Origin of the sequence: Halopenitus persicus (assembly GCF_002355635.1) — an archaeon.
GTDB classification, from domain to species: domain Archaea; phylum Halobacteriota; class Halobacteria; order Halobacteriales; family Haloferacaceae; genus Halopenitus; species Halopenitus persicus_A.
Map to the genome: position 1 here is coordinate 872535 of NZ_AP017558.1, position 22647 is coordinate 895181.

At 68.1% G+C, this 22647-nt stretch carries 21 protein-coding genes, 2 tRNA genes and 1 pseudogene; 11 read left to right on the top strand and 13 right to left on the bottom strand.

What is annotated here, in order from left to right:
* Positions 1-96 precede the first annotated feature (96 nt).
* Both ahbB and CPZ00_RS04245 read left to right on the top strand, forming a co-directional pair.
* On the top strand, positions 97-1149 hold the full coding sequence (ahbB, locus tag CPZ00_RS04240) for a siroheme decarboxylase subunit beta (protein WP_096389781.1): 1053 nt from the start codon (positions 97-99) through the stop codon (positions 1147-1149).
* Between the two features lie 185 nt (positions 1150-1334).
* Positions 1335-1961 carry a non-canonical purine NTP pyrophosphatase gene (locus CPZ00_RS04245; RefSeq protein WP_096389782.1) on the top strand — a complete coding sequence of 209 codons (627 nt, stop codon included), beginning with the start codon at positions 1335-1337 and terminating at the stop codon, positions 1959-1961.
* Between the two features lie 291 nt (positions 1962-2252).
* On the opposite strand, the gene CPZ00_RS04250 is transcribed toward CPZ00_RS04245, so the two are convergent.
* From CPZ00_RS04250 to CPZ00_RS04265, 4 genes are all read right to left on the bottom strand, one after another.
* Positions 2253-2903: a DUF7384 family protein gene (locus CPZ00_RS04250; RefSeq protein ID WP_096391590.1), complete on the bottom strand. Its 651-nt coding sequence runs from the start codon at positions 2901-2903 to the stop codon at positions 2253-2255.
* A 230-nt stretch (positions 2904-3133) separates the two neighbouring features.
* Complete coding sequence (locus CPZ00_RS04255; RefSeq protein ID WP_096389783.1) at positions 3134-3787, bottom strand: potassium channel family protein; 654 nt, start codon at positions 3785-3787, stop codon at positions 3134-3136.
* A gap of 93 nt (positions 3788-3880) precedes the next feature.
* On the bottom strand, positions 3881-4801 hold the full coding sequence (locus tag CPZ00_RS04260) for a DMT family transporter (RefSeq protein ID WP_096389784.1): 921 nt from the start codon (positions 4799-4801) through the stop codon (positions 3881-3883).
* Between the two features lie 83 nt (positions 4802-4884).
* Complete coding sequence (locus tag CPZ00_RS04265; protein WP_096389785.1) at positions 4885-5376, bottom strand: CBS domain-containing protein; 492 nt, start codon at positions 5374-5376, stop codon at positions 4885-4887.
* Between the two features lie 106 nt (positions 5377-5482).
* On the opposite strand from CPZ00_RS04265, the gene CPZ00_RS04270 reads away from it, so the two are divergent.
* On the top strand, positions 5483-6028 hold the full coding sequence (locus CPZ00_RS04270; RefSeq protein ID WP_096389786.1) for a DUF1684 domain-containing protein: 546 nt from the start codon (positions 5483-5485) through the stop codon (positions 6026-6028).
* A 152-nt stretch (positions 6029-6180) separates the two neighbouring features.
* Positions 6181-6687: a hypothetical protein gene (locus tag CPZ00_RS04275; RefSeq protein WP_096391591.1), complete on the top strand. Its 507-nt coding sequence runs from the start codon at positions 6181-6183 to the stop codon at positions 6685-6687.
* A 14-nt stretch (positions 6688-6701) separates the two neighbouring features.
* Here CPZ00_RS04275 and CPZ00_RS04280 read toward each other — a convergent pair whose 3' ends face one another.
* Positions 6702-8126: an ATP-binding protein gene (locus tag CPZ00_RS04280; protein ID WP_096389787.1), complete on the bottom strand. Its 1425-nt coding sequence runs from the start codon at positions 8124-8126 to the stop codon at positions 6702-6704.
* Between the two features lie 147 nt (positions 8127-8273).
* Between CPZ00_RS04280 and CPZ00_RS04285 the strand changes: the two genes are divergently transcribed.
* Complete coding sequence (locus tag CPZ00_RS04285; RefSeq protein ID WP_096389788.1) at positions 8274-9416, top strand: thiolase family protein; 1143 nt, start codon at positions 8274-8276, stop codon at positions 9414-9416.
* A 51-nt stretch (positions 9417-9467) separates the two neighbouring features.
* On the opposite strand, the gene CPZ00_RS04290 is transcribed toward CPZ00_RS04285, so the two are convergent.
* Positions 9468-9923 (bottom strand): DUF5814 domain-containing protein, encoded by a 456-nt coding sequence (locus CPZ00_RS04290; protein WP_096389789.1) that lies wholly within the window; start codon positions 9921-9923, stop codon positions 9468-9470.
* Positions 9924-10079: 156 nt separating this feature from the next.
* On the opposite strand from CPZ00_RS04290, the gene CPZ00_RS04295 reads away from it, so the two are divergent.
* The 3 genes and pseudogenes from CPZ00_RS04295 (at position 10080) to CPZ00_RS04305 (ending at position 12896) form a co-directional block, all read left to right on the top strand.
* Positions 10080-10151: transfer RNA gene (locus tag CPZ00_RS04295), tRNA-His, on the top strand.
* Positions 10152-10659: 508 nt separating this feature from the next.
* Positions 10660-11034, top strand: coding sequence for an HNH endonuclease (locus CPZ00_RS15715; RefSeq protein WP_199243389.1), 375 nt, complete (start codon positions 10660-10662; stop codon positions 11032-11034).
* A 92-nt stretch (positions 11035-11126) separates the two neighbouring features.
* A pseudogene (locus CPZ00_RS04305) lies at positions 11127-12896 on the top strand (HVO_2922 family protein).
* Between the two features lie 155 nt (positions 12897-13051).
* Here the strand turns inward: CPZ00_RS04305 and CPZ00_RS04310 are convergent.
* The 3 genes from CPZ00_RS04310 to CPZ00_RS04320 form a co-directional block, all read right to left on the bottom strand.
* Positions 13052-14269, bottom strand: coding sequence for a M50 family metallopeptidase (locus CPZ00_RS04310; protein ID WP_096389791.1), 1218 nt, complete (start codon positions 14267-14269; stop codon positions 13052-13054).
* 72 nt (positions 14270-14341) lie between these two features.
* The gene (locus CPZ00_RS04315) at positions 14342-14815 is read right to left on the bottom strand and encodes a pyridoxamine 5'-phosphate oxidase family protein (RefSeq protein ID WP_096389792.1); all 474 of its coding nucleotides are present in this window, start codon (positions 14813-14815) and stop codon (positions 14342-14344) included.
* 319 nt (positions 14816-15134) lie between these two features.
* Positions 15135-15209, bottom strand: a tRNA-Arg gene (locus CPZ00_RS04320).
* 134 nt (positions 15210-15343) lie between these two features.
* Here CPZ00_RS04320 and CPZ00_RS04325 point away from each other — a divergent pair.
* Together CPZ00_RS04325 and CPZ00_RS04330 are read left to right on the top strand one after the other, a co-directional pair.
* Positions 15344-16051 carry an AAA family ATPase gene (locus tag CPZ00_RS04325; protein WP_096391592.1) on the top strand — a complete coding sequence of 236 codons (708 nt, stop codon included), beginning with the start codon at positions 15344-15346 and terminating at the stop codon, positions 16049-16051.
* Positions 16048-16461, top strand: a complete 414-nt coding sequence (locus CPZ00_RS04330; RefSeq protein ID WP_096389793.1) for a coaE operon protein — start codon at positions 16048-16050, stop codon at positions 16459-16461. The genes CPZ00_RS04325 and CPZ00_RS04330 overlap by 4 nt, the downstream gene beginning before the upstream one ends.
* A 42-nt stretch (positions 16462-16503) precedes the next feature.
* On the opposite strand, the gene hmgB is transcribed toward CPZ00_RS04330, so the two are convergent.
* From hmgB to CPZ00_RS04350, 4 genes are all read right to left on the bottom strand, one after another.
* On the bottom strand, positions 16504-17847 hold the full coding sequence (gene hmgB / locus CPZ00_RS04335; protein ID WP_096389794.1) for a hydroxymethylglutaryl-CoA synthase: 1344 nt from the start codon (positions 17845-17847) through the stop codon (positions 16504-16506).
* A gap of 142 nt (positions 17848-17989) precedes the next feature.
* On the bottom strand, positions 17990-18622 hold the full coding sequence (locus tag CPZ00_RS15285) for a hypothetical protein (RefSeq protein ID WP_157744174.1): 633 nt from the start codon (positions 18620-18622) through the stop codon (positions 17990-17992).
* Positions 18623-18694: 72 nt separating this feature from the next.
* Positions 18695-20092 carry a sodium-dependent transporter gene (locus tag CPZ00_RS04345; protein ID WP_096389795.1) on the bottom strand — a complete coding sequence of 466 codons (1398 nt, stop codon included), beginning with the start codon at positions 20090-20092 and terminating at the stop codon, positions 18695-18697.
* A 93-nt stretch (positions 20093-20185) separates the two neighbouring features.
* The gene (locus CPZ00_RS04350) at positions 20186-21535 is read right to left on the bottom strand and encodes a sodium-dependent transporter (RefSeq protein WP_096389796.1); all 1350 of its coding nucleotides are present in this window, start codon (positions 21533-21535) and stop codon (positions 20186-20188) included.
* Positions 21536-21696: 161 nt separating this feature from the next.
* Here CPZ00_RS04350 and CPZ00_RS04355 point away from each other — a divergent pair, with 161 nt between their 5' ends.
* On the top strand, positions 21697-22623 hold the full coding sequence (locus tag CPZ00_RS04355; RefSeq protein ID WP_096389797.1) for a dihydrodipicolinate synthase family protein: 927 nt from the start codon (positions 21697-21699) through the stop codon (positions 22621-22623).
* Positions 22624-22647: the final 24 nt, after the last annotated feature.

Genomic DNA, 22647 nt, shown 5'->3' on the forward strand with positions numbered 1-22647 from the left:
CGAGACCGACTCACGCCACGACGAGACACGAACCACGCCACGACGAGCGCGTCCCGCTCCGAAAGCCGTAGATACGCGGCGGCCCTACCGGGGATAATGAGCCTCGACGCCGACTGGCGTGCGGACCTCGACGTCGTCGACGCCGCGCTGATCGACGGCTACCAGAGCGGCTTCCCGGTCGCCGATCGCCCGTTCGAGACCGTCGCGGACGCCATCGCCGCGGAGACGGGTCACGACGTCGACGGGGATGCGGTCCTCGAACGCGTTCGTCGCCTCCGCGAGGCGGGCGTCTTCCGCCGGTTCGGCGCCGTCCTGAATCCCCCCGTCATCGGCTCCTCGACGCTGGCCGCGGTCCGAGCGCCGGCGGACCGATTCGACGGGATCGCCGCAACGGTGAACGGCTACCGGCAGGTGAACCACAACTACCGCCGCGACCACGAGTGGAACATGTGGTTCGTCGTCACCGCGGGCTCCCGCCAGCGGCGCGACGAGATCCTCTCGGCGATCGAGTCGGAAACGGGGTGTTCGGTGCTCGCGCTCCCGATGCTGACCGACTACTACATCGACCTCGAGTTCCCCGTCGTCAACCGTGACCGGTTCGCCCGCGAGTCCGTGGCCGGCGCGGACGCCTCGGCGACCCGGATCGCCGAGGACGCCCGCGGGGATCTGTCGCCGCTGGAGGCCGACCTCCTGATAGCCATCCAGGACGGCCTCCCGCTCTCGCCGACGCCGTACCGGGACGTCGCCGCCGAGATCGACGCGTCGGCCGCGGACGTCCGGGCCGCGACCAGACGACTGCTGGGCGACGGTTGCATCAAGCGTATCGGGTGCGTCGTCAACCACGTCGTCACCGGCTTCCGAAACAACTGTATGGTCGTCTGGGACGTACCGGACGACGACCTCGACGCGTACGGCGAGCGCGTGGGCAGCCTCCCGTACGTGACCTTATGTTATCACCGCCCGCGCCGCCCCGAGCAGGACTGGCCGTACAACCTGTTCACGATGATCCACGGCCGGGAGGCCGACGCGGTGGACGCCAAGATCGACGAGCTCGCCGCCGACTACCTTCCGGTCCCCCACGAACGCCTCTACTCGACGGAGACGCTGAAACAGACGGGGGCGCGCTACGAGGACCTCCTCGCGGAGTAACGACAGCGTCTCGCGGAGTCACCACATCGTCTCGCGGAGTCACCACATCGTCTCGCGGAGTCACCACATCGTCTCGCGGAGTCACCACATCGTCTCGCGGAGTCACCACATCGTCTCGCGGAGGACCCCGCGCCTCCGCCGTCGGCGACCGACGACTATTCGTGTCCGGTCGGCGAGCCTCCGATATGCTCACCTACGTGACGACCAATCCGGGGAAGATTCGGGAGGCGGAGTCGTACCTCCCCGACGAGTCGATCGACCGACTGGCGTACGACTACACCGAGATCCAGAGCGACGACCTGGGCCCGATCGCCGCTCACGGCGCCCGCGAGGCGTATCGACACGCCGGCGAGCCGGTCGTGGTCGACGACGCCGGACTGTTCATCGAGGGACTCGGCGGGTTTCCCGGACCGTACTCCTCGTACGTCGAGGACACCCTCGGCGTCGAGGGAGTCTGGGAGGTCGCATCCGAGCTCGCGGACCGGCGCGCAGCCTTCCGCTGCGTGCTCGCCTACTGCGACGGCGAGGAGTTCGCCGCGACGCCGGACCCGATCGACCGCGAGGACCGCGTCGCCGCGGCCGCGGCCGGCCCCGACGCCGACGCCGATCGGGCCGCGCTGCCCGTCAAGCTCTTCGAAGGATACGTCCCGGGAACGATCGTCGCCCCGCGCGGCGACGGCGGCTTCGGCTACGATCCGATCTTCGAACACGACGGCACGACGTTCGCGGAGATGGCCACCGAACGGAAGAACGCGGTCTCCCACCGCGGCCGCGCGCTCGCGAAATTCGCCGAGTGGTTCGCCCAGCGGTAACGAGTCGTTCGGCCACGGCCGACCGCGGTCGATCCGGCGGCTCCGGAGGTATATACGTGATCGGGCGCCACCCGGTCGCGTGCCCGTTTCGCCGTCCTCGGCGCCCACGCGGTTGCGCGACACGCAGCGTCGAGGCGGGACGCTATCCACCTCGAAGCGCGTGTCGCCTGCTCGCCATCAACCTCGACCGACGCCAAAACGGGACACCGGATCGTTGCCGAGTCCACGGACGGCGGACCTGCGGGCGGCAGCCCGTGGACGTCACGAACTCACGACGGTGGCGCCACCTGATTACCCGCGCGGGTCGCGGTCCGGACCGGGATACTCTCCCCCGACGACCGTCGGATAAACCCGTTCCGGGTCGAACACGGTGACGAACGCCTGCGGCTCCCGAACGCTGATCGGAACCCGATCGCGGAGCGCCACCCCGGCCGCGGCGCTCGTGAGGGCCGGATCGAACGAGAGCACGTGCATCGCGCCGCCGTGATAGGCCGCCGCGAGCGCGGGGTGATCGCCCGGCGGCTGCTCGATGAGCACGATCCGGTCCGCCGCGAGCGCGTGCCACGCGGACGCGAGGGCCGGATCGGCGAGGTCGGCGATGACAGCCCGCGCATCCGCGAGCAGCTGCCGGGTCGCGACGAGCGTGAGCCACGAATGGCGTCGGACCACGTCAAGCGCCGCACGGGCCTCCCCGCCGACCAGGAGATCGGCCGCCAGCACGTCCGCGTCGGCGACGATCCGGTCGATGCTCGGGTCACTGCGGTCACCGTCGGCACCGTCGGCACCGGCGGTCGACCCGGCGCGGGGGTCGGAGACGTCCGCAGCCCCCGCCTCGTTCCTCTCGCCGTTCGACTCCGCCGAGCGTTGGCACTCGAGCGCCGTACGGACGTCCGCAACCGTGTGCTCCGCGGAGTGTCGATCGAAGAGGTTGCCCCAGTGCACGCTCCGTCGAAGGGTGCGGGCGACCATCCCGTTTACGGACCACGTGGTTATGGCGACCCCACGGTCACGGAAGATCCCGGGTAGCCACCGCGATCGTCAGGTGACCGCCGCGCGTCTGACGTGGATTTATGGTCGCCGCGGCGCCCGGATCGACCGGGCGCGCACCATCCGCAGTTCCCCCATCCTCACCCCGCGCGCCCCCCGTCACACGCTCGTTCGAAACGGCCGCCTCAGCCGAGGAGCGTCGACTCGACGTCCTCGATCGCACCGGTGACCGCGAGTATCGCCAGCCTGTCGCCCGCCTCGACCGCGGTGCCCGGAAGCGGAATCGTCAATGGGTCGCCGTCACGGCCGTGCGCGTAGATGCGTCCGTGGTCGCCGAGGTCGATGTCGTTGACGTGTGCGCCGACCACCGGTGCGTCCCCGTCGATCGTCACCACGATCAGCTGCAAGCCCTCGGTCAAGTCCCCGAGGGCGTTGAAATCGCCGCCGAGGATCGCGGTCTTCGCGCCGGCGGCGCCGAAGCGTTCGGGATAGATGACCTCGTCGGCGTCCGCCTCGTACCGGTCGTACACGTCGGGATCGACGTCCTCGCTGAGACGCATCACCGTCCGACAGCCGTACTCGGAGCCGATCCGGCAGATGTGGTGGTTCGTCTCGACCGTGCCGGTGAGCCCGCCGACGGCCGCAGCCTCGTCGATCCCGCCCGTTTCGAGCACCGTGCGGTCGCTTCCGTCACCCTCGATCGTCGTGAACCCACGCTCCCGGGATCTGAGCACCTTCTCGTGGTCGTCGTCGACGACCGTCACCTCGTGGCCCTCAGCATCGAGCACCCGCGCGGTTCGTGCACCGACCCGTCCGAATCCGACGACGAGTATTCGCATACGTCGGCGTACGGCGACGGGCATCAAAAACCTATGTGAGTGAGTACCACCCTCGTGCCGTCGCCGAGCGTACCGCCGGGAGGTGCCGACGTGTCATCGGGTCGAGCGCTGGCGCGCGACCTCGGCCCGGATCGCATCGCGTTTCACGAGAAGGAACCCGGCAAAGATGAAGAGAAATCCGACGATCGTTGCCGGCGTGATCGCCTCCGAGAGGAAGACCCATCCCGAAAGTGCCGCGAAGACGGGAGCCACGTACGAGACGAGGTTGATTTCGATCGGACCGAGTCGTTCGAGGAGGTCGAAGAAGACGAGAAACCCGATCGCGCTGGCGCCGATCGACAGATAGCCCAGCGCGAGGACCGCCTCCAACGACCAGACGACCTCGCCGATCGACTCGTCGAGGCCGACGGAGACCAGATGCATAACGGCCGCGCCGATGGCCATCGACCACGCCTCCATCGTCTCGATCTCCAATTCGGCGTCGACGGTGCGGGTGAGGACGGTGCCGAGCGCGAAGGCCGCCGCGGCGAGGAACACGAGGAGCTTCGGGACGGTCCCGTCGCCGAGGAGGTTCCCCGGGTCCGGTCGCGTGAGGACGGCGACGCCCACGAGCCCGACGATGAGTCCGACGGTTCCGATGGCGGTCAGCCGTTCACTTGGAAGGAAGCCGCGAGCGAAGACGGTCGTCAACACCGGCGACAGACTGACGAGAACGGCGGCGACTGCGCTCGTCACGTGCGGGTCCGACTCGCCGACGAACAGAAAGACGTGATAGGCGGCGATGAGGAGGAGGCCGCCGATCGCGACGAGAGTCCACTCGCCGCGGGTGCGCGGTATCGGGTCCTCGACGACGAGGGCAGCGTACCCGAGCATCACGACCGCGGCGACGTCATACCGGAACGCCGCGAACAGGACGGGCGGAAAGTACTCGAGCCCTGCGTTGATCGCCATAAACGCCGACCCCCAGAGGGCAGCGAGAACGATGAACAGGAGGAGGTCACGGGAGCTGCTCACGTCGGCACTGGGATGGGAGACGCCATGAGGGTTTCGAAGCCCGACGGCGGAGCGAACCCGCAGCGAGGGACGCTGACGTGCGGTTAGTCCAACCCACGATCGCGGACGGCCCGGATCACGTCCTGTCTGGCGATGAGTCCGACGAGTCGGCCCTCGGAGTCGACGACCGGAACCCGGTTCACGTCCGGGTCGCCGACGAGCAGGTCGAGGACGACGTCGGCGTCGGCGTCCGGCTCCACCGTGGCAACGTCGGTCGTCATCACCTCGGAGATCGGGCGACCGGACTCGCGGACGAAGTCGAGGCCCGTATCGATGTCGCTCCACGGAACGTCGATCTGGTAGGTGAGCGTGTCGACGAACGGCGGGAAGCCGATCGGGATCCAGAGCGTCTCGTCCTCGGGCTCGAAGAGGTCGACGAGGTCGGACTCGGAGACGATCCCGAGGAGATACCGGTCGTCGTCGACGACCGGGAATCCCGAAAAGGAGACGCGCGCGAACCGCTTGAGCACGTCCGCCACATCGTCGTCGGGCGACACAGTCTGCACGTCGGTGATCATCAGATCACGAGCCTGCATGTCCTCCCCTCGGTCGGCACGGAAGGTAAAAGGTCCGCCCACGGGACCGGTCGCTCCCCAGCCACGGATCCGGTCGCTCATACGGCTCGAGGTTCGATCCGAAGGTATGACCGATGACTACGTGCGCCGGGTGCAGGAGAGCCGTGCGGAGAAGGACGAGTTCTTCGGCGACCATCCGCAGTCGCCGATCCCGCCGGAACGTCGCGATTCCTTCGACGGGCTGGCGTACTTCGATCCGGCTCCCGACTATCGCGTCCCGGCGACCGTGACGGTCCACGACGACCCCGAGCCGCTCGAGCTCGAGACGACCGCCGGCCCGAACGTCCGGTATCTTCGGGTCGTGACCTTTGCGTTCGAGCTGCACGGGACGGATCTGACGCTTGCGGCGTACCGCCAGGAGGGCGAGCCGGACGCCGCCCTGTTCGTGCCGTTTCGCGACAAGACGACGGGGCAGGAGACGTACCACAACGGCCGCTACATCGAGCTCGAGCCGGACGGGGAGCTCGACGACGGCGACGAGGTCACGATCGATTTCAACCTGGCGTACAACCCGTTCTGTGCGTACACCGAGACGTTCTCGTGTCCCCTGCCGCCCGAGGAGAACTGGCTCGAGGTCGCCGTGTATGCGGGCGAGCGCACCCCGCCCTGGTGACTCACGGTTCGGGCGACTCACGGTTCGGGCGACTCACGGTTCGGGCGACTCACGATTCGGGTGACTCACGGTTCGACGATCATCACTGGGCGATCGTCGCCGGTGAGGAACGCGTCCACGAAGTTTTCAGCCGTCACGGCGTACCGCCGAGTATGCCCACCGATCCCACGGATAAGGGCCCGGATCCGACGCGGATCCGCGTCATCGTCGTCCACGCCGACGACGTCGTGACCGCGCTCGAGGCACGGGAACGGGGCGCCCGACGGACGGTGCTCCGGGTGACGCCGCCGTTCTCGGGGCGGATGCGCGCGCGGATCCACGACGCGGCCGCCACGGAGTCGGATCCGCCGACGGACGACGGAGATTCGGGGACGTCCTCGGCCGGAGCGGTGCACGTCGATCCCCGATCCCTCGTCGCCGATCCCCCGCCGTATCCCGACCCGGACGAGACCGAGGACCGACTTCGCAACCGGGGCATCTACGACGTCGAGACGCATCGGGAACGACACGTCGCGGCGGTCGCCGACTGGCGGGAGACGGTTCGCGACCGGATCGCGGAGACCGTCGCGATCGAGATCACTGCGGCGGACCGATCACGGACTCACGAGGTTCGAGTGAGCGCGTTGGGACCGGCGAGCGAAGAACGGGGGGGATCCTGAACGGACGGAGGGAACTACGTGTCGTGGTCGTGGCCGGAGTCGCCGTGGTCGTGGCCGGAGTCGCCGTGGTCGTGGCCGGAGTCGCCGTGGTCGTGGTCGTGACCGTGTGACCCGGAGCCGCCGTCGCCGACGATCTCCGCGCCCTCGCCCTCGATCATATCCATGTTCTTCAAGTTGTCCCGCTCCTCGAAGTCCTCGACCGCGGCGACCACGTCCGCCTGGGTGAGGGTCATTCGCTCCTCGGTCAGCGCGCGGAGGACGGCCTCACGGAGGACCATCCGGAGGTCCGACCCGGTCAGCCCCGAGGTCAACTCGGCGATCGCGTCGGGGTCGAAGTCGGCGATGTCCATCTCCTGGGTGACGATCCGGAGGATGTCCGACCGCATCTGGCGGTCGGGTTTCGGGAAGTTGACGATCTCGTCGAACCGCCGCCACGCGGCCGCGTCCAGCTGGTCCGGGTGGTTGGTCGCGCCGATGAGCAACACCTCGTCGCGGACCAGCGAGATGTCGTCGATCGACTTGAGCAGGGTGTTGACGGCGCGCTTGAGCGCGGCGTGTTCGTCCGAGCGGCGCGTCTTCGCGACCGAGTCGAACTCGTCGATGAAGAGGATACACGGGGAGAGCCGCTTGGCGACCTCGAAGGTCTTCTCGACGTTCTTGGCCGTCTCGCCGAGGTACTGGCTCGTGATCATCGACAGCTTCACCTCGACGAACGGCAGGCCGAGTTCGTGTGCGAGCGCCCGCGAGACGGTCGTCTTTCCCGTCCCGGGCGGCCCGACGAACAGGAGCTTGCCGATCTCCCGGAGGCCGATGCTCGCGAGGTACTCGCGGTGCTCGATCGCCTTGACGAGCTTCTGGATCTCGTCCTCCTGGTCGCCGGTGAGCACCAGATCGTCGAGCGTCGTCTCGATCTCCTCCGGCGCGCGAACGTTGACGAGATCGAGCATCTCTGCGTCCTCCTCCTCGTCGAAGTACTCCTCGAGGAGGGCATCGATCCAGACGCGATCGGCGTGGATCGGACGGTTGTTATCCCGCGCCGCCTCGTGGGTGACGGTCGTCTCGAGGTCCGCGTGGTCCTCAAGGGCGGTCGCAAGCGTCGGGTTGGTCGCGATCCGGTCGTCGTCGGCCCGCTCGTGGACCCACTCGAGGGCCATCTCGGGCTGGGTGAGCGAGATCTCGCCGGAGAAGTCGGTTCGCTGCGTGAACAGGAGGTCGGAGACGGCCTCCCAGGGGTGTTCGACGCCGGTGGCGGTCCGGACCGTCGAGTCGGTGGCCTTGAGCGGTCGTTCCACGCCGCCGGGGCCGTCCTCACCGGGCGCGTCGGTCCAGAACACCTGTCGAAACCGTGGCGGGAGATCGTTCTCGTCGAGGTCGCGACGGTCCGTATAGAGGTGTGTCGTCAACACGAATTCGACCACGTCGAGGGCCGGGTCACTCATCCCCCAGAAGTTGGGACGGGCGGCGTTTAAGCGCGTCGAAGCAGCCGGTCGGAGACGCGCCTGGAGACGCGCGACGGTTCGGCGCCGCGGCGACCGCGGCGGCGTACGGTCCCCGTATTTAAGCCGGCGCCGGTCCGACCGATCGGTATGTCGCAGGACACCACACCGGTGATCGCGGTCGCCCAACGGACGCCACAGGGGAAGGACGGCGGCGCCCTCAGCGAAGTGCGTAGCGAGGACCTGTCGGTCGCGTTGATCGACCGGATCCTCGAGACCACCGGCCTCACCGCCGACCACGTCGACGACCTGATGTGGGGAGTCGCCCAGCAGCGCGGCGAACAGGACAACAACGTCGCGCGGGTCATCGCGCTGCTGTCGGAGCTCGGCGAGCGCGTGCCCGCGACGACGATCAACCGGTGGTGTGCCTCCTCGATGCAGGCGATCATCTCGGCAGCGGACGCGATCGCGGCCGGCAACCGCGAGTGCATCATCGCCGGCGGCGTGGAGAACATGTCCCGGGTGCCGATGGATACGAGCACCTACGAGACCCTTCATCCGGAGCTGTCCGAGCGATACGACGTCTTCCAGCTACAGATGGGGATGACCGCCGAGACGGTCGCCGAGCGGTACGACGTGAGCCGTCGAACACAGGACGAATACGCGGTCCAGAGCCATCGACGGGCGGCCGAAGCCGCCGAATCCGGCCGGTTCGACCGGGAGATCGTCCCCATCGAGACGCCCGATGGGATCGTCGAGACGGACGAGGGGATCCGCCCGGACACCTCCCTGGAGGCGCTCGCCGAACTGCCGCCGGCATTCACCGGGGACGGCACGGTGACGGCCGGGAACGCCTCCCAGATATCCGACGGCGCGGCGGCGACGCTCGTCACGAGTCGGGCGTTCGCCGCGGACCACGGGCTCGACGTTCTCGCCGAGGTCGGCACGAACGCCGTCGCCGGCGTCGACCCGACGGTGATGGGGATCGGGCCCGTACCGGCGACTCGCGGCCTCCTCGAGCGGGCTGGGACGTCGATCGAGGACTACGACCTGGTGGAGCTCAACGAGGCGTTCGCCTCGCAGTGCGTCCACTCGAAACGCGAACTCGGGATCCCGGACGACCGGTTCAACGTGAACGGCGGCGCGATCGCGATCGGGCACCCGCTCGGCGCCTCGGGAGCCCGGCTCCCGGTGACGCTGGTTCACGAGATGAACGTTCGCGACGTCGACCGCGGGCTTGCGACGCTCTGTGTCGGGTTCGGACAGGGAGCCGCGATCGAGTTTAAACGATAGCCGACGGTCGATCTCGGACGGACTCCGGACGAACTCCGGAGGGAGGAGCGGTTAGCCCGAAAGATCGCGTTTCGCTTGTCGGGCGCGGTCGGCCATCTCCGGATGACCGTCGACGTCCGCCAGCGTTTCGACGGCCTCCATCGTCCGGATGGAGTCGTCGAGGAACGACCGGACGTCGCCGGTGTACGCGTAGACCATATAATCGTCGGTCATCACGTCGACGATCGCGTTCGGGCCGAGTCCCTCGGCTCGCAGCTCGAGGAGATAGCGGGCGAACTTCCGCTCCGGACAGCCGCAGTAGGGGTTCTGATCGCAGTCGCAATCCAGGAAGTCCTCGGCGAAGTCGAGGACCCGATCGCGGGTCGCCGAATCGAGCTTCGCGATCCCGTCGCCGGTGAACAGGAGATCGAGCGTCGCGCCGGCGAAGGCTCCCTTCGGCAGGCTCGCCTCTAGCTGGGATGCCAGCTGGCGGTGGTTCTTCACGTAGATCTTGTCCGTGATCGCCACAGTTGGGGCGAAATAGGCGGTGGGTGAGTAAAAGGGGCGTGGTGTCGTTTCATCCACTGATTCGGAGAAACGGATCATCAGCGTATGCCGAATCGTCGCACGGAACGGGGAAGTCGTAACGTATATCCGTCACACCGGGATACGTACGGCTGCGTGTCCGGGTTGGGGTAGTGGTTATCCTTCAGCCTTGTGGAGGCTGAGACGCGGGTTCGATTCTCGCACCCGGACTCAAATATTTTTGACATAATCTATCTTCGAGAACCATTATTACTGAAGGCGCCACAGCTGGAATATGGCCCATCAATGTCCACAGTGTGAGAGATCATTTGATAGCCAACGCGGCCTGGGGGTCCACCACAGCCAAATACACGGCGAGAAGCTTCCGAACCGAACGTGCGACCACTGTGGCGAGCGATTTCACTCACCGTATGCGAAGCGGTACTGTTCCGAGGAGTGTCTCAAGGAGTCCGGAGCATATGCCGGGTCGAATAACCCGAATTATCGAGGAGGACCAACGACGTCCTCGTGTGAGCTGTGTGGATCCGAGTTCGAGTATTATCCGTCCGAGAAACCCGGACGATACTGTCGATCGTGTGTCGAGTCCGAGGATTGGCAGGATCCACCGGTCGTCTCGGGGACCAGCCATCCGAATTGGAGGGGCGGCAGGAAAGTGCGTGACTGTTCGATCTGTGGAACGGAGGTGAAACGACGCCCGTTCGAACGGGACCAATATGACGTGGTTCTGTGCAGCCGTTCGTGTCACGCCCGGTGGCTCTCGGAGTCGTTCACGGGCGAGGGCCATCCGAACTGGAGGGGTGGGGGAAGCGACCGAAACTACGGGCCGGGCTGGGCGGCGGTTCGCCGGCGGGCGCTCGAGCGGGACGGCCACGCCTGCGTGATCTGTGGCACGACGCGGGACGAGCTGGGACGCAATCCCGACGTCCATCACCTCCTGCCGGTGCGGCTGTTCGCGGAGTCGGACCGGCATACGGTCGCCGACGCCCATTACCTCGGAAACGTCGTCACGCTGTGTCCGGGATGCCATCGACGGGCCGAATACGATGGGATCACCGAAACCCGGCTCCGCGAGGCGGCCGCGCTGACCGGATGAATTGCCGAACCGAGGAACGCAGCGGCGCAGTGGCTGCGTAGCCCGTCGATCCGACCCATACTGGTAAATACCCACGCGGTGATGGGTACCGTATGCCGAATAACAAACCGTCGAACCGGCTGACCGACGTGTACGCGGAGCGGATCGGAACGCCACGGACCGACGACGAGGTGCGCGGATACTGGCTGTTCGCGCTTGGGGTCGTCCTCACGCTGCTCGGCGTGGTTCTGTATACGGCCGGAAACGCCGGCGGTTCGGGCGCGGGGGCGGTGAACTACGCGTATCGCCAGTACGGCGTCGTGCTCAGCGGGATCGGCGCCCCGGTGGTGATGCTCGGATCGATCGTTCGGTTCCCGCTCCGGAAACGAGCGACGACGCTGGCGACACTCGGTACGGGGATCTGTCTCGTCGCGATAGCCTGGTTCGTGGTGGTCTATCCGGGTGGCTGGGAGCCGGGCGCGGGACACACGGGCGTGATGGCCCTCTACGCGCTCGGGATCCTGCTCATCGCCCTCGCGGGAGCGATCGTTCCGATCGCCACCGATCCGGTGTACGAGGAACACGAGCAGCTACAGGAGACGGCTGCCGGGACGACGGCGGAGCTCGAGGAGACGGAGACCCGCGTTCGCGAGCTGGAGGAGGAGCTGGCGGCGACCGAGGGCGAGTTGGAGGCGGTCCGAAGCAGTCGGGCCCGATTCGAGCTGTACGCGGACGCCGCCGACGAGTACCGCTGGCGGCTTCGGCACCGGAACGGCAACGTCATCGCCGACTCCGGGCAGGGGTACAGCTCACGCCAGAAGTGCCAACAGGGAATGCACAGCGTGATGCGGAACGCGCTCGGGGCCGGCGTGTTGCGGATCGAACCGGACGTGGCTCCGAAAGACGAGGCGCACGCGGCCGGCGGGGCCGATGCAACCGGCGGAGACGACGCGCGCGCGGTGGGCGATGAGGGCTCGGCGGACGCCTCGGTGCCCGATGACGCCGACGATCCGGACCTGGCGGTGCCCTCTGAATCGGCCCCAAGCCAGAGCAGCTTCGAACTCTTCGAGGACAACGCCGGCGAATGGCGCTGGCGGCTCCGGCACGACAACGGCAACGTCATCGCCGACTCGAGCGAGGGATACGCCTCCCGATCCAACGCGGTTCGAGCGATGAACGGCGTCCGCTCGCACGTCGCGGGCGCGGACTATCTCCGGATCGACCCGACGGCGTTCGAGCTCTACCGGGACGCAGCCGGGAAATACCGGTGGCGGCTCATCCACGAGAACGGAGAGATCCTCGCGGACTCGGGACAAGGGTACTCCTCGCGGTCGAAGGCTCGCCAGGGGATCGAGAGCGTTCGATCGAACGCGGTCGAGGCCCCGCTTGAAATCCTCGACGACGAGTAGGACGTCGACGGGGCTCCTCGGGGGCGTCCGTCTCGGCCGATCACGTCGCATCCCGTCGCGCCCCGGTCGGCGGTACAATTATGTCGCTGCCCGAACAGTAGTACTCGAACCATGGGCGCAACCTTCGAGGTCTACGAGGACAACGCCGGCAAGTGGCGCTGGCGGCTCCGACACGACAACGGCAACATCATCGCGGATTCCGGGCAGGGATACGCGTCGAAACGGAACGCGACGGACGCGGTCGAACGGGTACAAAACTACGTGCCGGACGCTGACGTCCTTGATTTCGAGGACGCCGCCTTCGAGGTCTACGAGGACAACGCCGGCGAGTGGCGCTGGCGGCTCCGCCACCGGAACGGCAACGTGCTCGCCGACTCCGGCGAGGGGTACACCTCGCGGTCGGCCGCGGTGGACGCGGTCGAAAGCGTCAAGCGGGACGCGCCGGGGGCGGACGAGACCGAAACGGACGGATAGACCGACCTCGACGTCCGGTCAGCGGCCGCTTCTCGTTCGACCACCGTCCATTCTCGTTCGACCATCGTCGCTGCTCGTGGCCATCGTCGCCCAGCGCGCGGCCGGTTACCGTTCGACCGAGGGCACGCCGCGATCGCCGCCCAGCGCGCGGCCGGTTACCGTTCGACCGAGGGCACGCCGCGATCGCCGCCCAGCGCGCGGCCGGTTACCGCCGTCGGGCGGCCGCTGTTCCGGATGACGTTGAACGCCGTCATCAGGTCGGTCCGCGAGACGAGTCCGACCAGATCCCCGTCCCCGTCGACGACCGGGAGGCGTCCGACGCCGTTGCGCTGCATCGTCTGGAGCGCGTCCATCGCCTCGGTGTCCGGCGAGACCGTCACCAGGTCGACCTCCATCACGTCCTCGACGCGGTAGGCGTCGCGTTCGACCTCGGCGACTCCGCGGGCGTCCTCCAGCGTCACCATTCCGACGAGGACCTCGCCGTCCATCACGGGAAACCCGGTGTGGCGCTCGCGAAACATCCGGTCGATCAGCTCGGCGACGGTCGTCTCCTCCGTGACGACGTCGAGCTCGGGCGCCGGGGTCATCACGTCGGCGACCGTGACCCCCTCGAAGGCGGCGTTGAGGGTCGTCTGCTGTGCCTCGCCGGAGGCCGCGATGTAGATGAACAGCGCGAGGAAGATGAGGAACCAGTTGGAGAACAGCCCCACGATCGCGAGCACGAACGCAAAGGCCTTCCCGATCGCGGCGGCGCGCTGGGTCGCCTCCGCGTGCGGCGCGTTCCGCGCGAGCAGCGCCCGGAGGACCCGGCCGCCGTCCATCGGGAACGCCGGCAGCATGTTGAACACCGCGAGGACGACGTTCAACACCGCCAGATAGCCGAAGACGAACCGGACCGCGTCGATCCCGCCCGGAAAGCCGAGCGACCCCGACGGGATGCCGCTCGTGAGCAGGAGGAGGGCGTAACAGCCGACCCCGACCAGGATCGAGACGACCGGGCCGGCGATCGCGATCCAGAACTCGTGGCGCCAGTCCTCGGGGAACTCCGTGAAGCTGGCGAGCCCGCCGAGCAGCCACAGCGTGATCGAGTCGATCTCGTAGCCGTACCGCATCGCCACCAGCGAGTGCCCGAACTCGTGGAGCAGGACGCCGACGAACAGCCCGAGCGCGGAGGCGAGCCCGAGGACCCACGGCAGCGAGCCGCCCGAGAGGTTCTCGACGTCGATCGTCACCGGGAGCGCGCCGCCGATCGTCGACGCGATCATCGAGATGTCCTGGCCGATCAGAAAGGCGAAGAAGGGCAGGACAAGCAGGAACGTCCAATTGAGTCTGATCGGGATGCCGAAGGCGGTCCCGATCTTGATGCCTCGCATGGGCGTCCGTTCGGACGCCTCAGTTAAAAGCGTACGGCGGAACGCCCGGCGGACGGCACGTCGGGGAACGATCTACTCCAGCAACGGGTCGGCGTCCGCTCCGCGGAGCCCGGTGGCCTCCTCGATCGACAGCTCGTAGGGGATGGGCGACAGGCGACGCGCCTCGAGAACCGACAGGTCCGGCACCCAGGCGTTCTCGTCCATCAGCTTCCCGACGGTCGTTCGCTCGTCGGGCTCGATCGGGGACAGCGGCCCGCGAACGATGACGCTCCGCCAGTCGGTCGGCGACCGGTGCTCGACGACGGTCAGACACGCGCGGTCGGTCGCCTCCGTGAACGCGACCTTCCGGCTCTCGGCGCCGAACTGCCAGTAGACGAAGACGACCCGACCGGCGTCATAGCCGAACGAGATCGGGATGGCGTACGCGTCGTTTCCGTCCGCGAGCGCGAGTACGCCCGCGCCGTGTGACTGAAGGGCGGCATCGATCGCCGCGTCGCTCATCGTCTCGCCCTCGATCGGCCGGTCGTCGGATGGCTGCGTCGTCATTGGGACACGTCCTGTCGTGTGTGCCGCGACCGGGAACGGGTCGTCGCCCGTCCCCGCGGATGTACCGTACGTCGTGCGGACGTGCCTTATATATCCCGGACGGAAGGGACGCGAGTTCGGGCACGGTGGGATCCCCGTAAGCGAAGCGAACGGGGGGTCAACCGTGCGTGACGAACGACGTGAGGAACGGGCACGGTGGGATTCGAACCGGAGGAAGACAGTCCTGCTCGCCTCGCTTCGCTCGGCTGTGCGGGCTGTGACTTCCAGGGATTCGAATCCCCTGGGTACCGGTTCGGTCGTCGCGACGCTCCTCCCTGTACGGGCACGGTGGGATTCGAACCCACGACCATCGGATTAGAAGTCCGACGCTCTATCCGGGCTGAGCTACGTGCCCTCACTCGCACGTACGGTCGATCGCTTATAAGGAATGAGGTTCCTCCGTGCCGCTTGACGACGATCGCGGCGCCGACGTCCCCGGTCGGGGGCGCTCCGCAGCGCTTAATGGCCGGCATGGCCGACGACCCGATAATGCGAGTCATCGGTACCGTCGGGCTTCCCGGAAGCGGGAAGGGGGAAGCGGCGACGGTCGCGGACGAGGCTGGGATCCCGGTCGTCGTGATGGGCGACGTGATCCGCGAGGCGTGTCGAAACCGCGGGCTCGACCCGGCCGAACACCACGGCCGGATCGCCGGCACGCTCCGCGAGGAGGAGGGCCCGGACGCGATCGCGGCCCGAACCGTCCCCCGGATCCGGGAGGCGATCGCGGACGCGGACTCGGGCGGGGACGACGACGCGAGCGACGCCGACACGGTGCTCGTCGACGGGCTCCGGTCGCCGGTCGAGCTCGAACGGTTCCAGGAGGCGTTCGGCGACGACTTCACGCTCGTGGCGATCCGGGCCCCCTTCGACGTCCGCGCGAAACGGCTCGCGGAACGCGGCCGCGACGCGGCGGACGCGGACGTCGAGGCCCTCCGGGAGCGCGACGAGCGGGAGCTCGAGCTGGGCCTCGGCGAGGTGATCGAGGCGGCCGACGTCGAGATCGACAACACCGAGTCGTTGTCGGCGTTCCGTGACCGGGTCCGGGACCTGCTCGGAGTCGAAGCGGCGAGCGCTGACGCGGCCGATGCTGACGACACCGACGACGCGGCCGACACCGACGACGCGGCCGACACCGACGACGCGGCCGCCGGCGATGCCGTCCGGACCGACCGGGCCAACCGGGGTGGTGGAGCGTGATCTACAGCATCGACGTACGGATCGAGGCGCCGGTCAACGACACGGAGGTGACCGACCGGGTCGCCGACGCGGTCCGGAACGTCTTCCCGGAGGCCGACCTGGAGTTTCGCGACCGGCGACTGATCGCGGAGACGCACACGCTCGATCCCTTCTCCGACGTGCTCCACGACCAGGAGATCCTCGATACGGCCCGTCGCGTGTTCTTCGAGACCGCCGACGAGGACGGGTTCGAGTTCGCGATCAAGAAGCAGCCGGCCTTCGAGGGCGTCGTCACCTTCGCGGTCGGCGCGCCGGACGAGCTCGGCGACATCGCGGTGTCGGTGACGGTCCGGGAGCCGGACGTGGAGTCCTTCATCGACCACGTCGCCCCGCGGACCGAGGACGGCGTGCCGATCGATCCGGACGTTTGAATCCCAACACCGTGAACCGGTGACGCCGGCAGCCGCGGCGCGCTACTCGACGTATTCGTAGGTGCGCTCGTTCATCCGGCCCCAGCCGGTGAAGACGAACTCGCCGTCAGGCACGGTGAACTCCTCGACGTCGACCGACTTGTCGTAATCGTGGACCTCGTGGACCTGCGTGTACTCCTCGAAGGACAGGTCGTACCGTGACGAGAGCTGCTCGTCGATGTCGATCGCCTCGATCTCCTCGCGCCAGCCGGGCTGGACCGTCTCGGAGTGGATCTCCGCCTGCGCGCCGGAGCCGTACGAGCCGACCAGTAGGCGCTCGCCGACGAACTCCTCGTCGAGACCGCGCTCGGCCGCGTGCCGCAGCGCGCTGGTGCGGGCGAGGTGGACCGATCCCGTATACCAGTTGCCGACGACCCGCGAGAGCTCGAGGGTCGGCTCGATCGTGGCGGCGTACCACTCCCGGTACCGGTCGGTTCCCTTGAGCGCGTCCATGTACTCGCTGATCGCCTCCTCGTAGGCCTCCCGGGACTCGTAGTCGGCCTCCCGGGGCTGGCGCCCGATGGCGTCGGCCAGCTCGTCCTCGACCGGAGTGTTACGCGTGATGTGCCGGTAGGCGAAGAGACCGGCCTTGCGGACCATCCCCGGGAACGGCGTGTGGAACGGGGCGTACGCGACTGTGTCGGGCTCCACGGCGCCGGCGACCGACTCGTAGTCCTCGAGCGCCTCGCGCATCCGCGCGAGGTACACCTGCATCGAGCGCTTGCCGTCGACGCTGGGGAACTGCTGGTTCGGCTTGAGAAAGTCGGTCTCGTCCATGCTCCCGTAGCCCTGATCCGTGGACAGTTCGACGATCGAGGGATCCTCGGTGACGAGCATCGCGACCGCGCCCGCCCCCTGGGTGGCCTCACCCGGGTCGCCGCGCTCGTACAGCGCCGTGTCCGTCGCGATCACCAGCGCCGCCCGCCCGCGGTTGCGTCCGGCGCGGATCCAGTTGTAGGCGTCGTCGATCGCCTGGGTACCGGAAACGCAGGCGAACTTCCGCTCGCCCTTGTTGGCGTGTCTGAAGTCGCCGTCGTAGACCTGCTCGAGACAGCCCGCGATGTACGTCGACACCGGCTTCGAGTGGTCGAAGGCCGACTCGGTCGCGACGTCGATCCGGCCGATCTCGTCAGGCTCGATCCCCTTTCGGTCCAGCAACCGCTTGGCCGCGTTGGCCCCCATCGTGACGATGTCCTCGTAGACGTCCGGGAACGAGGACGTCTCGAGGCCCAGCCCCTTGGTGTACTTCTCGGGGTCCTCGCCCTTGCGCGGCGCGAAGGTGTTCGGCAGGTCGAGCTGTAGCTTGCCCGTTCGGATCTCGATCGCGTCGATGCCGACGGCAGTCATACCCCGGAGTTCGAGAACCGCCCATAAGGGCCTGTCGATGGGATGGTACGTCGTCCGTCGAAACGGCGGCGGCTGGGTATCCGAGTCGACCGGTTGATCCGACCGGCGTCAGACGTCCTCGTCGTCGTCCTCATCGTCAGCGTCAGTCGTCCTCGTCGTCGTCCTCATCGTCGTCCTCATCGTCAGCGTCGTCGTCAGCGTCGTCAGCGTCGTCAGCGTCCTCGTCAGCGTCAGCCTCGCCCTCGTCGGCCTCGCTATCCTCGCCGTCCACACCGTCATCATCGACGTCATCGCCGTCATCGCCGTCATCGCCGTCATCGTCAGCGTCGTCCCCGTCCGGCTCGTCCGTCCCGGTCGGGTCACGGGACGTTCGGTCGAGCACCTCGCCGGTGGGATCGTGTATCACCTCGACGACGACGGCGTCGTCGGGATCGTACGGCGGCGACGTGAGTCGCCACTCGTCGCCGGGCTGCCAGGTCTCTGCCTCGACGGGAGTGACGGCTCCGGGACCGTCCGTCCCGTTCAGCCGATAGCGGTCGACCTCGCCGTCGTGTTCCACCCGTATCGACACGTCGCCGGCAGGAAGCGCATCGCCGCCGGCGTGGGTCACGGTGACGGCGGAGGCAGTCACCTCCGTCTCGACCAGCGTCGCCGACGAACGGTCGGCGGCGTCGTCGGTCACGGCGGCGAGTCCGGCGACGCCGGCCGTGGTCGAGACGGCGATGACGACGCCGAGGATCATGATCCCCCCGATGGCCGACGACTGTGCACGCACGGGTGGATTCAGGGCGTGAAACGGTATAATTGTACCCCTCGAGGAGCGTCGGCGTCGGTCACGTCAACGCGCTCACGCGGGAGTGGCGCGCCGACGAAGCGCGAGGATCGCGCCGACGACGCCGAGGAGCGCGACCGCAGCGGCCCCGCCGGTCGAGACGTCGACCCCGAGGATACCACCGACGCCGGTGACCAGCGTGAACGCGAGAAAGACCGGCAGAACGACGGCGATCGCGTAGTACCACGGGAGCTCGAAGAGACGGGCGATCGGCCCGGCGCCGCGTGCGTACTCCTCGCGGGCGATCCGTCCGAGCACCCAGCCGTCGAACAGCAGGAACCCGAGGAGCCCGGCCGTGAGGACGACGTTCGCGAGCGTGTCGGCGAGCAACGCGAAGACCGACGGCGAGAGGGCGGCAACGCTGCCGGTGAGTACAAAGAGTCCGCCCGTTCCGAGGGTCGCTCGTTGCCGAGAGAGGCCGTGTTCGTCGACGAGGTAGGCCACGAGCACCTCGAGGATGCTGATCGCCGAGGAGAGGGCGGCCAGCAGGACGACGCCGAAGAAGACGACGCCGACGAGGCGGCTGTAGGGAAGCTCGGCGAACGCGCCGGCGAGACCCACGAACAGCGCACCCGGACCGCCCTGGCCGGGCGAAACGCCCAACGAGAACAGCAGCGGGAAGATGACCAGGCCGGCGAGCACGCCGATCGCGGTGTTGAGGACGGCGATCAGGGTACCGTCGGCGGCCAGCGACCGGTCCTCGCCGAGATACGAGGAGTAGGTGAGCATCGTGCCGGCGCCGACCGAGAGGGTGAACAGCGCCTGTCCGGCCGCGGCCGGAAGTACGCTGAAGAGGTTCTCACGCAGGTACGCGACGTCCAGCGAGAGGTAGAAGTCGTAGCCGCCGCCGGCACCCGGCAGCGTCGACGCCCAGACCGCGAGCGCGCCGAAGAGGACGACGATCCCCGGCACCATCACCGTCGTCGACAGCTCGATCCCGCGCTCGACGCCGAGGTAGACGATGGCGACGGTCATCGCCAGAAAGAGGACGTGAAAGCCAACGGCGCCGAGCCCGTAATCGATCGCGGCGAAGTACTCCTGGGGCGCCGTGAAGTACGCGCCGGTCGTGCTCGCGACCGTGTACCGGAGGATCCAGCCGCCGACGACCGAGTAGAACGAGAGGATCACGGTCGACGCGAACAGCGCGATCGCGCCGAGCGGGCGAAACCACCGGCCGGCAAGCTCGTCGAAGGCTCCGACCGGGTTGCGGTTGCTGCGGCGACCGATCACGAACTCGCCGATGAGTCCCGGGACGCCGACCCCGACCACCAACAGGAGATACACCGTCAGGAACGCCGCGCCGCCGTTTTCGGCGGTCAACCACGGGAACCGCCAGATGTTCCCGATGCCGACCGCGCTTCCGACGGCGGCCAGGATGAACCCGATTCGGGTCCGCCACGTGGATCTCGTCATCGTCGTGCGCTCGGGTGCCGGCGCGAAAAAGGCTGACGAGACGGAGCGACGGCGGGATCAACGGGCCAAAAACCTGTCAACGGACGGCTGCGGTCAGAACGGGGCGAAGAAGGCCGCGTCCTCGACGAGGAACAGCTCGTTGATCCCGAGCGCGAGCGTGAGGAGGACGCCGCCGACGACCACGAGCCGGATCGTCCAGATCCAGACCGTGCCGAACGTCGCGTACGCCTCGGCGCCCGAGAGCAGCTCGTCGACGGCCTCCCGTCCCAGCACCCAGCCGACGAACAGGACGGTGAGCAGCACCGACAGCGGGAGCAGGAGCTGGTAGGCGATGTTGTCGAACCAGGTCAGCCAGCCGGTGTTCCACGCGGAGGGAACGCCGAGCAGGAAGAGCGCGACGCCGATGGCGACCGAGAGGGCCGGTCGCGGAACGTCATAATTGTCGTTGGCGTACGAGACCGTCACCTCGAGGAGGCTGATCGCCGAGGAGAGCGCGGCGATGAACACGACGGCGAAGAAGACGACGCCGAAGAGGCGGCCGAACGGCACCGACCCGAACCCGGCAGCGGTGGCGACGAACAGGGCGCCGGCGCCGCCGGTCTCGGTCGTGATGTCCGCCCCCGCACCGATCGTCAGCAGGATCGGGAAGACGACGAGGCCGGCGAGGATTCCCACGAGCGTGTTCGTGATGACGACCGACCCGCCGTCGAGGATGAGGTTGTCGTCGCGGCCGACGTACGAGGAGTAGGTGATCATGATCGCCATCCCGAGCGAGAGGGTGAAGAACGCCTGCCCGACCGCGAACGGGATGATGCTGCCGGCGTTTGCGACCATCGTCGAGAGATCCGGCGACAGGAAGAAGGCGTATCCCTCGCCGGAACCGGGCAGCGTCGAGACCCAGATCGCCAGCGCGACCATCAGGACGACGATGCTCGGGACCATCACTTTCGTCGCCTTCTCGATACCGTCCTCGATGCCGAGCGCGACGATCCCGACGACGATCGCCAGGAAGACGGCCTGCGCGAGGACCGCGCCGGGACCGGCGGAGACGGCGGCGAAGTACTCGCCGGGGTTCGCGAAGTACGCGCCGTTCACGCTGCCGAGGATGTACCGCAGGACCCACCCGCCGACGACGTTGTAGTACGAGAGGATCCAGAAGCCGGTGACCACCGCGAGCGCGCCGGCGACCCGCCAGGGTCCGGATCCGAGTCGCCCGAACGCGTCGATCGCGTTTCGTTTCGTCCGGCGGCCGAGCACGAACTCGGAGAGCATCGCCGGGAAGCCGATCAGGAAGACGGCAGCGAGGTAGAAGACGACGAACGCCGCACCGCCGTTGGTCGCCGTCTTGAACGGGAACTGCCAGAGGTTCCCGAGTCCGACCGCGCTACCGATCGCCGCGAGGACGAACCCGACGCGGGTCGCCCAGGTTTCTCGTTGTGACATGTATCGGCGGATTTATCGTTGCCCCCGATAACCCCTGTGATCCGACCGTCGAACGGGTTCGCGTCGCTGATCGCGAAACGCCACCATTCGCGTCGCTGATCGCGAAACGCCACCGGTCGTCGTGAGGCGGTTATTTATGAGGGTCGACCGATCGGTCGCACATGAACGTCCGAGAGCAACTCACCGGGATCACCGCGCCGATCGTCACGCCGTTCACCGACGGCGGGGTCGACGCCAACTCCGGAGCCACCGACGACGGTGAGTCCGCCGTCGACGAGCAGGCGCTCGTCGCCCTCCTCGATCACCTCGAGGCGGGCGGGATCGACGGGGTCTTTCCGTGCGGAACGACCGGGGAGTTCCCGAGCCTGACCGCCGCCGAGCGCCGCCGCGTGATCGAAGTGACCGCGGAGACGGTCGACGTGCCGGTGATCGCCGGGGCCGCCGCCACGAACGTGCCGGACACGGTCGCCGCGATCGAGGCGGCCGAGGCGGCCGGCGCCGACGCGGCCGCCGTGGTCGCGCCGTACTTCGCGACCGCGACCGCGCCGGCGGGGAACCGTCGGGTGTTCGAGACGGTGCTCGACCGGTCGCCGCTTCCCGTGCTGTTATACAACATTCCGCAGTGCGTCGGCACCCGGATCGAGCCCGAAACGGTGGCCGCGGTCGCCGACCACGATCGGGCGATCGGGATCAAGGACTCCAGCGGCGACCTGGCGTACTTCTCGCGGCTCGTCCGGGAGACGCCCGACGCGTTCCGGTGTCTCCAGGGATACGACGCGCTGTTGGTTCCCGCGCTCCGGGCCGGCGGCGACGGCGGGATCAACGCGCTCTCGAACGTCGTGCCGCGGGTCCTCCGAGCGGCGTTCGAACACGCCGAGGACCCCCGTGGTCGTGAACTCCAGCAGGGCGCGATCAGCCCGCTCTTCGAGGCGTGTACCGACCACGGGTTCGCTCCCGCGACCAAGGCGGCGCTGGCACACCGCGGCGTGGTTTCGAACGCCGACGTCCGGCCACCCCTGCTACCGGTCGCCGACCGGTCCACGATCGGCGACCGGGTCGACGCGGCGTGCGCGGCGCTCGAGAACTGAACGGCGAAGCGGACGGGACGGCTA